This window comes from Kriegella aquimaris, assembly GCF_900103215.1.
GTDB lineage: Bacteria > Bacteroidota > Bacteroidia > Flavobacteriales > Flavobacteriaceae > Kriegella > Kriegella aquimaris.
In genome coordinates this window covers 144855-158083 of the sequence record NZ_FNGV01000009.1, presented here as the reverse complement: position 1 = coordinate 158083, position 13229 = coordinate 144855, and the positions used below count along the sequence as shown (strand labels likewise).

The 13229-nt window shown below is 40.5% G+C and carries 8 protein-coding genes; 1 reads left to right on the top strand and 7 read right to left on the bottom strand.

The features are described from left to right. Nucleotides 1-3: 3 nt before the first annotated feature. From BLS33_RS16930 to BLS33_RS16910, 4 genes are all read right to left on the bottom strand, one after another. Nucleotides 4-687: a response regulator transcription factor gene (locus BLS33_RS16930; protein ID WP_089892232.1), complete on the bottom strand. Its 684-nt coding sequence runs from the start codon at nucleotides 685-687 to the stop codon at nucleotides 4-6. Between the two features lie 393 nt (nucleotides 688-1080). Beyond that, on the bottom strand, nucleotides 1081-2460 hold the full coding sequence (locus BLS33_RS16920) for an NAD(P)(+) transhydrogenase (Re/Si-specific) subunit beta (protein ID WP_089892227.1): 1380 nt from the start codon (nucleotides 2458-2460) through the stop codon (nucleotides 1081-1083). Next, a complete protein-coding gene (locus BLS33_RS16915; RefSeq protein ID WP_089892224.1) occupies nucleotides 2460-2768 on the bottom strand; it encodes an NAD(P) transhydrogenase subunit alpha part 2 in 309 nt (102 codons plus the stop codon). Before BLS33_RS16915 ends, BLS33_RS16920 begins: the two co-directional genes overlap by 1 nt. A gap of 11 nt (nucleotides 2769-2779) precedes the next feature. Next, entirely contained in the window at nucleotides 2780-3880 is a 1101-nt protein-coding gene (locus BLS33_RS16910) for a Re/Si-specific NAD(P)(+) transhydrogenase subunit alpha (RefSeq protein WP_089892221.1), read from the bottom strand. Nucleotides 3881-4251: 371 nt separating this feature from the next. Between BLS33_RS16910 and BLS33_RS16905 the strand changes: the two genes are divergently transcribed. After that, entirely contained in the window at nucleotides 4252-4887 is a 636-nt protein-coding gene (locus tag BLS33_RS16905; protein WP_089892218.1) for a SanA/YdcF family protein, read from the top strand. Nucleotides 4888-4927: 40 nt separating this feature from the next. Here the strand turns inward: BLS33_RS16905 and BLS33_RS16900 are convergent, their stop codons facing one another. From BLS33_RS16900 to BLS33_RS16890, 3 genes are all read right to left on the bottom strand, one after another. Continuing rightward, a complete protein-coding gene (locus tag BLS33_RS16900) occupies nucleotides 4928-8353 on the bottom strand; it encodes a VCBS repeat-containing protein (RefSeq protein WP_176801416.1) in 3426 nt (1141 codons plus the stop codon). 189 nt (nucleotides 8354-8542) lie between these two features. Next, on the bottom strand, nucleotides 8543-9991 hold the full coding sequence (locus BLS33_RS16895) for a RagB/SusD family nutrient uptake outer membrane protein (protein ID WP_089892213.1): 1449 nt from the start codon (nucleotides 9989-9991) through the stop codon (nucleotides 8543-8545). Nucleotides 9992-10013: 22 nt separating this feature from the next. After that, entirely contained in the window at nucleotides 10014-13145 is a 3132-nt protein-coding gene (locus BLS33_RS16890) for a SusC/RagA family TonB-linked outer membrane protein (RefSeq protein ID WP_089892211.1), read from the bottom strand. Between the last annotated feature and the right edge of the window lie 84 nt (nucleotides 13146-13229).

The window sequence follows — 13229 nt, the reverse complement described above, 5'->3', positions numbered from 1 at the left end:
CACTTAATCTTTGATAACATAACCCATACCGATTACGGTCTGTATGAGTTTGGAATTGTAGTTCCTATCAATCTTATTTCGTAAATAATTAACATAAACATCGACGACATTGGTACCCATATTAAAGTTAATATCCCAAACGTTTTCAAGAATATCGATGCGGCTAAGTACTCTATTCTTATTTTTCAATAAAAATTCCAACAGGCGAAATTCAGTTGACGTCAAACTGATTTCTTGGCCGGCCCTCTTCACAGTCTTTGCATCGGTATCCAACTCCAAGTCTTGCAAGACCAGTTTCTGTACCGTGGTCAAAGCATACCCATTTCGCCTTGTCAAAGCACGTATTCTTGCTAAAAGTTCTTTGAACTTAAAAGGTTTCACCAAATAATCATCGGCACCCGAGTCGAGTCCCTTGACTACATTTTCTGTATTTCCCAAGGCAGTCAGCATAATGATGGGTACATCTTCATAACCAAGGCCTCTTATTTTTCTGGCGACTTCCCTACCATCCATTTTAGGCAAAATAATATCAAGGATAATCAAGTCAATTTCCTTGTTTCTCAAAAGTTCGATACCTTGTTCACCCTCATAGGCCAAAAAAACTTCATAATCGGCTTCAAGCAAGCCTTGTTTAATAAAGGTAGCCACATTATGTTCGTCTTCTATGACTAATATTTGTTTGGCCATTTTGAAAATATTCTTAATACCATTAAAATTTCTAGAAAATCGCAAAGGTAAAGAAAGGCCGCTTTACTTTCAGCTGATGAGATTAGAATGGCATTAGAGTTTTTAAGTTTATTTGAACCGGTGGCTCCTTTTAGGCTCTTGAGGCACCAGAATTTTAGCTCATCCATATAATCAAGAAAAAAGGTGAACAAAAGTCAAAATAAGCAGTCTTTTCGAACGAAGTGAAGTAATCCGTTCAATGATTACCTCCATTTTAAGTATTACTTCGTACTTAGTAATGACGCAAATAAGGACTTTTTAACACCTTCTTTAATTTTATGGATATAAATAAAATCTAAAGTGTGGTTCACCTGTCTCCTTAGAACTTCTCTATTTTACCCAGAGGCAATGGCATTACATATTCTTCAACTCCGCGACCAAATCGGTAAGTGCCGCCTTGGCATCTCCGAATAGCATCGAAGTTTTAGAATTATAGAACAGTTCATTTTCAATACCGGCATAACCGGCATTCATACCCCTTTTATTTACAATGATATGTTTTGCGTTCTCTACATCTAAAATGGGCATACCATAAATCGGACTGGCAGGGTCATTATGGGCTGCAGGGTTTACCACATCATTGGCACCGACCACTAAAACGATATCGGTATTACTGAACTGAGGGTTGATATCATCCATTTCAACCAACATATGATACTCTACATTAGATTCTGCTAACAAAACGTTCATATGGCCCGGCATACGACCTGCCACAGGGTGGATGGCATATTTTACGTTGACTCCTCTTTTAGACAACATTTCTTCCAACTCATGAATTACGTGTTGTGCTTGTGCAACGGCCAAACCATACCCCGGAACAATCACCACATTTGACGCATAATTCATCATAATGGCCGCATCACTTGGGTTGGTACTCTTAATGGATCCCAAAGTCTTGTTACCGACTACAGCGGCTTCTCCCCCACCAAAAGCTCCAAAAATTACCGATCCTAAGGTTCTGTTCATAGCCTTGCACATCGCTATTGTCAAAATAATACCTGCAGAACCTACCAGAATACCACCAACAAGCATTACCATATTATCATATAAAATGCCTGTGATAGCTGCTGCGATACCGGTCAACGAATTCAATAATGAAATTACAACGGGCATATCTGCCCCTCCAATAGGAAGCACAAACAAGACCCCATAAGCCAACCCTGAAGCCAACAACGCATACAATAGCAATTGACTGTCGACGCCAGTAGCGATCATAAATGCGGCAAAAGCAATTATTCCGATAAAAAGCAGATTATTGATAGGGTTATAAAAAGGAATTTTCACCACACTTTTCAGAGAGCCGTTCAATTTGCCCCAGGCAATCAAACTTCCTGAAAATGTAATGGCCCCAATGATAACCCCTGCGACTATTGTAGTAGCTTGGGTAACATCGGAGACATTTTTGCTGTATTCCACCAATCCAATCAAGGCTGCGCTAGCCCCACCGAACCCATTGAACAAAGATACCAGTTCGGGCATCTTCGTCATTTCCACTTTAATGGCTATCAACCACCCTATAATCGACCCTATAAGAATCGCCAAGCCAATCAAGATATAAATCAGCGGAGGAACCGCTAATTCATGAATGAAAATTGTTCCCAAGATGGCCAAGCCCATTCCGGAAGCCGCTATTAAATTCCCTTTTTTGGCTGTTTCAGGATGTCCTAACTTTTTCAGACCTACAATAAAAGTAATGGTAGCGATCAGATATATAATATTCAGTAAAATATCCATTATTTTTTCTTTTTAAACATTTGCAACATTCTATCGGTAACCGCAAAGCCACCCACAACATTTAAAACTCCCAAAACTACTGCGACAAAGCCAAGGGCAAGCGCAAGATAGTCGGCAGGGTCAGCATGTAACATTACCAGAATGGCCCCCACGATTACCACCCCGCTCAATGCATTTGCCCCAGACATTAAAGGGGTATGCAGTACGGCAGGTATACTTTTTATTACTTCGATACCCACAAATATCGAAAGAATGAGGATGTAGGTGATCTGAAGATTATCTTCTATAAACTGTAAAAAATCTGTCATTTTTTTATTTTTTAGTTTTTTCTAATGGTTCCATCTTTCACAATCAATGTTTCATCAGTGATTTCTTCTTCCAAATCCCATTTAAATTTAGTTTCTTCAGTAAGATGCCTGATATAGTTGTAGATATTCTTCGCATATAGATCACTCGCGTTCGTAGAAACACTTTTTGGATCGATGCTGGTACCGATAACCTTCACACCGTTTCTGATAACGGTTTTATTGATTTCACTGACCTCACAATTTCCACCTTGGGCGGCGGCCAAATCAATGATTACGGCACCATTCTTCATCTGCAGTACCTGTTCCTCCGTAATCAAGACCGGAGCCTTTCTTCCGGGAATATTGGCCGTTGTAATAACCAAATCAGCTTGAAAGAGCGATTTATTGACCGCTTCCTTTTGTCTTTGTGCATAATCTGCCGACGCTTCTTTGGCGTAACCTCCTTCAGATTCTTCACCGGCATTGTCAACCAAAATAAATTTTGCTCCCAAAGATTCGGCCTGCTCCTTGGTTTCTGACCTGATATCCGTCGCCTCCACTACGGCACCCAAACGTTTTGCCGTGGCAATGGCCTGTAATCCCGCTACCCCAACGCCGTAAATCAATACACGTGATGGGGCAATAGTACCTGCCGAAGTCATCATCAAAGGAAATATCTTAGTCATTTCAAAGGCACCCAAAATAACAGCCTTATATCCCGCTAAGTTATTTTGTGAACTTAGCACATCCATATCTTGAGCCCTTGAAATTCTGGGAATGGCATCCATAGAAAAAGCGGTAGCCCCCCTTGCCGCAATAGCCTTAATAAGTTCAGGGTCCGATTTATGATACAACTTACTGATCAAAATCTGTCCTTCGTCGACCAATTTTAGATCTTCTTCATCAAAAGGATTGATTTTTAAGAGTATTTCTGCCTCGTGAAAGATGACCGCTCTTTTTTCGATAGTCACATTTACGTCGGTATAGTCGGAATCTTTAAAGGAAGAGTTCTCCCCAGCCCCTTCTTCGGCAAGAATTTCAAACCCAACAGCAATCAACTGTTTTGCAATGGTGGGGGTAATTGCAACCCGTCTTTCACCATCTTGGGTCTCTTTTAGTACGCCTATTTTCATTGTGGTTGGTGGTTTAGTTTAAATAAATACTTCTCGGTTAGAAAAATACGATTTTCCTAAATGGCGCAAAACTAAGACATCATTAAAAAATCTAACATGTTTTATAAGAAAGATTACAATTTTGCCATCAATTGTTGCATAATTTGCGGTAAACAAAAAATCAGGCGATTTTGGCTATTCATATCTTATCGCTTCCAGTTTGCTCTAAATCCTCAAAACTCGAGGGCTTACGGAGGCTAATGCCGAAAACATGAAACCGGTAAAGATATCGGCGTATTCGATGAATTTCAGGAAGGCATTCATAGCTTCTGAATCTCAAACAGAAAATCGCCTCGAATTTCCTTACCTTTAGTTTTCAGTTTGTCTGACCAATGAAGAAAAAGATAGTATGGATTCTTGTACCAATGGTCATTATTTTTTTTCTAGGCCTTTTCTTATGTAATGCAATCATTGACTCGAATGCCGAAGGAAAAACATATTCAAATCTTGAAGAAATACCTCAAAATCGGGTAGGTCTCGTTTTAGGAACCTCTAAAAGGATTAGAAGCGGACATCCAAATCCGTATTATTCTTTCCGAATAGAAGCCGTGGTAAAACTCTATGAAGCAGGGAAAATCGATTACGTACTAGTAAGCGGCGATAATGGCTCAATCTACTACAACGAGCCGAATACCATAAAAAAAGATTTAATGCAATACGGAATCCCAAAAGAGAAAATATACTTGGACTATGCTGGTTTCAGAACGTTGGATTCCATGGTGCGTGCGAAAGAAATTTTCGGATTAAACCAAGTGACAATAATCTCACAGAAGTTTCACAACGAGCGGGCCATTTATTTGGCCGAAACAAAAGGTTTGAAGGCTATCGGGTTCAATGCCACCGATATTTCGGGATCCGAAGGTTATAAAGTACAGCTTCGGGAGTACTTTGCACGCGTAAAAGTGTTCTTAGATTTACTTATGAATACCCAACCTCGCTTTTACGGGGAAAAAGTAGAAATCAAATAGTCTAAAGCAGTCCTGCGGATTTTCAAGCTTCCCGCAATACTTACTTCATAGAATACTCCAGTACCTGAAGTGCGGCATCATTTTTGGCAAATACAATACGCTTGCGACCGGGCGAATTCGAATTCAATAGAGCGGCATTCTTAACATCACCTTTAACGAACAATCCACTTTCATACGGAAATAACGATTTAAATCCTCCTTTGCCGTTACCCAAAAGCAAATCGCCATAACTCGCATCACTCCTTGGAGTTTCGACTTCTGACTGGTATAGATTGCCTGACAACAGGGCATCGGCATGTCCATCGTCGTTAAAATCATCGATAAGTATGCTATTGACAGATGAAAATTGGGCCAACTCATCAAGCTTATGCACTTTGAACTTAAAATCACCTAAATTTTCTATGTAAGAAGTCGCGAAGGTAGTCGCCTGATAATGTAATGCCTTTTTTAATTTCTCTTCACCATAAACAGTTGACAAGTCCGCTGCACCGAAATCATCGTAGCTGGGAAACTTCTTCTTAATAAACGGCATCTGATCGGAAGAACACTGTCGCCCACGTAACGGATACACCTTTCCTTCTTCATGGTAACCAAGCACAATGTCTTGGCTGCCATTTTTGTCAAAATCACTCGTAAATACTTCAAATGGGGCTTCGACAGAGGCTTGGTATTTATAATTCTCACCCAAATTACCGACGATGAAATCCATATCACCATCATTATCAAAATCTTCCGAGGCAACGCTGAACCACCAACCCACTTGATCATCGAGACCTGCTTTTGTGGTACTGTCGATAAATTTTCCATTGTCATTTTCTATCATCTTTACGGCCATCCACTCCCCCACAACAACTAGATCAAGGTCTTTGTCATTATCAATGTCTGCCCATTGTGCTTTCGAAACCATCCCGAATTCGACCATAAAAGGAGCCAATTCTTGTGTGACATCAACAAATTCAATTTTGCCAGCCGTACTTTCATTTTTAAGCAAATAACTCTTTGCCGGAAAAGGGTACTTGCCCGGCACCAATTTTCCTCCAACAAAAAGATCGAGGTCTCCATCGTTATCAAAATCCCCAGCTTTTACAGATGATCCGCTTGTCACTATTTTAGGGATTGCATTCGTCCGTTTTGAAAAATTACCTTTTCCTAAGTTTTCGTAAAATCGATCTTGATAGTAGTCATCATTTTCCTTTGCCTCATTACCTCCAGAAACTACGTACAAATCAAGATCACCGTCGCCATCGGCATCTAAAAATTCAGCTGCCAGATCCTCATGCCCTTTATCATCTTTCCATGGATTGCTCAATGGTTCAAAATCCCCATTTTGCTGCTGCACCCATAACTCGGAGATCTCATTTTTTGCTCCTCCTATATAAAAATCATCTAAACCATCATTATTGACGTCTCCTATAGCCAAAGCGGGACCATTCTGTGAAAACTTATGAGGAAGTAGTATTTCTCTTTGAAAGTCGTCAAAATCGTTTTCCTTATGCTCATAAATACTATTCAAATCGTGTGATACATCCTTAAAAACAAAGGCATCATTGGTTGATCCATTGTTTGAAAGAATTATCTGGGAGTCATTATAATCCAATGTCAACTCTTGATTTGCCGACACTTCTTTTAGAGACTGATAATTTCCATCAGGCCACGTTATCGAGACCCTATTTATTACACCCGTTTTACCTATACCAAAATGCAACCTATTGCTTACCGAGGATTGAAATCCCCTTGACAGATAGAGCTCCTTGGACTGCTCAACATCTTCGTACTGCAATAAAATTCGAGAACCTATACCATTTAAATTCCCATTTTTGCCCTTTAATTTGATAGTCAAATAATTATTATCGGGTGCCAATTCACGACTGTTATTGCGATAAATAGTCGCCGGGTCGTTTATATTGTTTCCGATAATATCCAAGTCACCATCGTTGTCAAGATCTGCATAAACGGCTCCATTGGTTGCGGTAGGGGCATTCAATTGCCAAGATTCGTTCATTTCAGAAAATGTAAAATCTTGATTGTTCAGGTAGAGCAGGTTTACTTCCTTCTTTTCTGGCATGACTGCTAAAAGATCTTTGTAATAGGATGCAATCAATGAATCTTTATTGCGATATTTTTTCATATCGTCGTATAGTTTCGCTACCCGCTGTCTTTTGTAAATAACAAAATCGTTGTTTCTAAATGAGCGTAGCACACCATTGGAAACAAATACATCTTGCCATCCGTCATTGTTCATATCAAAAAATAAGGGAGCCCAGCTCCAATTGGTCTTTGAAAGGCCGGCAAATTGTGCCACATCGGAAAAAGCGGGCACCGTACCATTTTCCAACATATTGCCATTGTTCAATTGTAACGTATTGAACATATATTGATGATGCAGTCCTTTACCCACTAGGTCGTGAAATCGTTTGGGGTTCATACCGCTCATATTGGTCTTTAAATCATAATTATTGTTCGAAACCATGTCGACCGATATAAAATCAAAATAACCATCGTTGTTGATATCAGCAATATCATTACCCATCGAAAAATTGGAAATATGATTCGTGGCCTGCTGAATAACCTCTTTGAAGGTCCCATCTTTTTGATTGATATACAGATGGTCTTTCTCGGAATAATCCATACCAATGATCATATCGGGCCATTGGTCGTTATTCAAATCCCCAATGGCAATACCGAGACCATAGCCTATACCATTGTCAACAATCCCAACATTTTCTGAAACATCGACATATTTTCCATCGTTGTTCTGAAACAATTTATTGCTGCTATATTCCGATTTTAGACTAAGGAGTTTGTCGATATTCCTTTCGGTTTCTGCAGGGTCTATACCGTGGTTTAAAAGAAACATATCAAGATCACCATCTTTATCATAATCAAAAAAAGCAGCTTGGGTAGAATAATGCGGCAAATCGAGACCATACTGGTTTGCTTCTTCGACAAATTCAGGAACTCCTTCGTCATCGAGTCCTTGATTAATGTAAAGTTCATTTTTTCGGTGTTCAGGATTCGGGTAATTTCCCGACTTCGAAATATAAATATCGAGGAGCCCGTCTGAATTGATATCGACCATGGTAACCCCGGTCGGAAACCCGGTCTTACCCTTTAAACCGGCTTCGGTCGTTTTCTCTTCAAAGACCAAATCTCCTTTATTGAGAAAAAGCTTATTGCTATATAAGTTGGAAATAAAATAGAGGTCTTGTAACCCGTCATTGTTCAAATCACCTACCGAAACCCCACCTCCATTGTATAGATATTCATACAACACACCATTAATCGTGGGACTTTCATTAATAATATTTACGAAATTCAGTTGTGTTTCACTGGGAGGCAATACGGTAAAAAGTGGCCGAGATACCGCCATAGATTCTTCTTTAGTCTGATTCGATTCTTTCGTATCAGCACACTGAAGAAATAAAGTACAAATTACTGCAATACTAATATAACGGCGACTCTTCATCTCTAGTAATTTAGGCATTCCATCTTTCCTACCATCTGGTCAGCCCCTATTTTAGGTAAAAGAAAATAATATCCTTTTAAAAAACAAATGGTTTTCCCAAGGAAGAAAAACCCTTAAGAAAACCATTTGATCAGTATAACTATTTAAAGATTGATTTGGAACGATTATTTGACTTCCAAGAATCCTTTTCTAATAATTTTCATTTTGAATCAGCACTCCATTACTCAAATCGATTTCCCGTTGAGGGATCGGAAAATAATAATGTTTTGGCCTGACGAACGTTCGAGGTGGATCAAACTGCCCTCTATCTTCGGCATAAATAGCTGCGATATCGATAATATTTGCCTTATCCCAACGCATCAAATCTTGATGCCGTTGGTTTTCACCAACTAGCTCAACACGCCTTTCATGGATAAGTTCGGGCATATCGGCATTTTCAATCGGCGCAAGCCCTGCCCTTCTTCGCACTTCGTTAATTTCAAAATCACCAGAACCTGGACCATTTAATCGAATCTTTGCCTCCGCAACCAAAAGATATACATCAGCTACCCTCAACACGGGTACATTCTGATCGCCATCTAAATTACCATCTGCTTTATAATTGGCATATTTGGTCAAACTGAAACCTGTTTGCGTTAAATCGGCAGTAAATTCTAAAATACCACTTTCACCTCGATCAACCATGTCACCAGGGCTCAAAATCGAATTCGCCAATCGGGTATCCCCATCCTCAAATTCATCAACTACGCTTTGAATTGGGTCATGAAAATCCCAGCCACCCCATGGCCTGGGTGCATCGAACATTTTCGGAACATCGCCCCAGTTTTCTTCCCCTTGTACAGAAAACAACATTTCAGGGTTATTCTCGGTCGCCGGTACAAAGTTATCCCTAAAATTATCTGCTAATGGATATGGGCCATCTATTACTGCTTCACCGGCATCAATTGATTTTTGAAATTCATCTTCGTAAAGATATAGTTTCGCCAAAAGTCCGTTTGCCGATCCCTTGTTGACCCTTCCTAAATTTTCGGCATCGTGTGTTTCGGGCAAGAGGCTAGCTGCCATGACCAAATCAGCTTCTACTTGAGCACGAATATCTGCCAAAGACGATTTAGGGACATTAAAGTTCCCCTCGATTGCATTGGCTTCCAAAATCAAAGGAACCTCACCATAAAGCACTGAAAAACGCCAGTAGGCAAAAGCGCGTAGAAAATGTGCCTCCCCCAATATTCTATCTTTTAGTGCAGCATCTATATCCTCAATATTTGGCACATTGATCAATACGGAATTCGCCCTTGAAATAATCTCATATTTTGCGCCCCAGCCATAACGAAAACCATCATTACTCGGATCGAACGTAAAATTCTCCATGGCTTCTTCGTAACCATGATCCCCGGCCCTAAAGATATCATCGGAGCAATTATCGAATACGTTTTCACTGTGACCATACATATCTTCCCAACGCAAAGGTTCGTACATAGCGGTAGATGCCGCGACGGCATCCGTTCCATTGCGCCAAAACTCAGCCGATGTCGATTCGCCGTATGGTATGGTATCCAACACTTCATCGTTGCAGCTACTTAGCAGGCCTATAACAGCGATATAGGGCAGTAACTTTTGTCTCATCGTATTTTTCATAGTTTCTTTTTATTAGCTAAAATCAAAAGCTAAGATTTACACCAAGTAAAAATGTTCTTGCCTGTGGAAATTGTGCAAAATCTACGTTTTGCTGTAAATTGCCATCGGTCAGTCCCAATTCGGGGTCCATACCCGAATATCCGGTAATGGTAAATAAGTTCTGCGCAGTTACGTATAAACGTAAACGACTCAAATTAATTTTTTCAATATAATCAACGGGCAGTGAATAACCGATCGTCAAATTCTTCAATCGGAAATAATCACCCGACTCCACGAACATATCAGAAGTTCTGTGGTTCAAATTCGTTCTAAGCGTAGACACTCTTGGTATTGAATTACTAGTACCAGCCCCTGTCCATCGCCCTTCGATATCAGAATATACATTAAACGGATACGAAGCGTCTAAACCTTGCATTCTGTCCGCATTGTAAATATCAACGCCAGCAGCACCTAAGAAAAAGGCAGTAACGTCAAAACCTTTGTAGGCGATATTCGCATTGATACCGTAAGTCATATCAGGGTGAGGACTTCCAATTATAGTTCGGTCTTGATCATCTATTACCCCGTCTTCGTTAATGTCAACAAATTGCACATCACCAGGTACGGCGCCTTCTTGGGTAGCATGACCGTCAATATCGGCTTGTGTTTGAAAAAGACCGTTGGTCTTCCATCCGAAGAAAGTAGCAATAGGCTCTCCTTCAAAGGTTCGAGATAGTTCTTGATTTGGCCGTCCATAAAAACTGGAAGCCAAGAAATTTCCATCGACCAATTTGATTACCTTATTTTTCACAAACGAAGCATTGGCACCTACACCATAACTTAAATCGCCTTTGTTATCTTGCCAGTTCAGCTCGATTTCCAATCCCTTGTTCTCTACCTCACCAACATTCTGGAAGGGAGAAGAAATAGTACCTTGGCTGCCAATAGCAGGTGGCTGCAAAAGCATGTCCTCGGTATTTTTGATAAAGTAGTTGAAGTTTGTGGTAAGTCTGTTATCGGCAAATCCGATATTCAATCCGAAGTTGCTCATTACCACTGTTTCCCAAGTTACATCAGGATTGGCATAACTGGCCTGTGCAACACCTTCTACTTGGTTACTACCGTCAAGACCAAAAGAATATCTTCTACCACCGCTCAATCGCGCCAAGTACTGTAATCGTGAAATATTTTGATTACCTAGTTCTCCCCAACCTCCGGTTAATTTAAGATCACTTATCAAAGGAATATCGAAAAAAGATTCTTCAGAAACCCTCCAACCCAATGAAAAGGCAGGAAATGTTCCTCTTTGATTACCTTCTGCAAATCGGGAAGATTCATCGGAACGAAGCGTAGCGGTAACCAAGTATTTATCTTTATAGGAATAATTCAATCTTCCGAATATTGATTTCAACCCATCGTGTGAACGGAACTCACCTGCCGTATCAGCATCGCCATTGGTCAATAATTTTTGACTCTCGGCACTTTCGACATTATACGTTCTTGCGTTAAACCCTTGAGAATCGAACGATTGTTCGGTATACCCCGCTACGCCTCCAACAACATGGTCTCCAAAGACCTTATTGTACGAAAGAAAATATTCCATAAGAAAAGAATAGGTTTCTTCATACCCTCGATATCTACTGCTGGTACCTCGTTGCCTAATCTGGTCTAAAATCTGGGCATCATATGACCGTTGATCCCGTATTTCAGCGTCAACACCAAAATTTGCTTTAAATTTCAGCTCAGGAGTAAAAGAGATTTCGGCGGCAACATTCGATAGAATTCGGGTTTTTCTATCTTTCGCATCGTCGATATTGACGGTGTACATGGGGTTGTTGATATCGCCAAATTCACTACTTACTTGTGAAGAACTGTAACTTCCGTCGGCATTTCGAACCGGAAGTCCTGGATGAAAACGAATAGCACTCCAAATCAACCCAGTCTGCGCCGAGGTCGTATTAAAGCCATTATCGGCCCGTGTCGAAAGCGAAAGGTTTTGTTCAATTTTTAACCAATCTGTTATTCTATGGTCAGAGTTCATTTGTAAACTCAAACGATTTGCTTTTGCTTTTTCGATAACCCCCTGCTCATCATAATAACCCAAACCAAATAAGAAAGATGATTTTTCACTTGAGCCCGTAATGGTCAAATCTACATTTTGAGTAGTACCTGTTCTAAAAAGTTCATTTTGCCAATTCGTGCGTTGCGTTAGGTATTGCGAATCGTTCCAGATTTCATCAACAGGAATTCCGTCGTTTGCATAACGTTCTCTTTTAATTTCGGCCAAGGCAGGAGCTTCGAGCACATCAATGGTCTTCACTACATTGGAAAAACCGGTATAGGCATCAAGGGTCATCTCTGTCTTCTGCCCTCTTCTCCCTTTTTTCGTTGTGATGATCACCACCCCGTTAGCAGCACGTGTACCATAGATTGCTGAAGCAGAAGCATCTTTCAACACTTCAATAGACTCAATATTATTCTGATTGATTCCTGCAATACTACCCGTTGGAACACCGTCGATAACATAAAGCGGATCAGAATTATTGACCGTACCTGTTCCTCGAATTCGTATCGACGCTCCAGCACCAGGTGCCCCACCATTGTTCACTACCTGAACACCGGCCAGTCGACCTTGAAGTACTTTGTCAACGCTGGCAACCGGCAAGTTTTTAAAATCGTCGCCATCTACGGAAGAAATAGCCCCAGTAACATCCTTTTTAGCCGTAGTACCATAACCGACCACAAAAACCTCATCCAACTGCGAGGCATCAGGTTCTAAGGAAACGTTTACCGTAGACTGGTTCGCTACCGCCACTTCTTTTGTGGCATATCCAAGATAAGATACGACCAAAACAGCATCCCCACTGACTTCAATAGAGAAATTACCATCAAAATCGGTGGTAACGCCAGAAGACGTACCTTTTATCTGCACAGTCGCTCCAGGTAAAGGTTGACCGGTTTCGTCAGATACCAGACCTTGAACCGTTCGTTCTTGAGGCGCCGCTAAAGCGATTGCCCAATTAGTTGCAAAGGCATTTGAGTAACCTTCCGACGAAACTGTATTGTTTGCATTTACCGTAACCGCAAGAAATAAGGTTAATAGGTAAAAGGCAGAAATGCCATAACTGCTTTTGACATAGCTTAAATAAGCCCTATCGTGATCTTCTTTTTTCATAGTCTATTGTTTCTCTGATGAAGAGTTTTTGCAATTTTCAATTTACCAAATGCCACCATAGCTCCGGACATTTTAATCAATCTG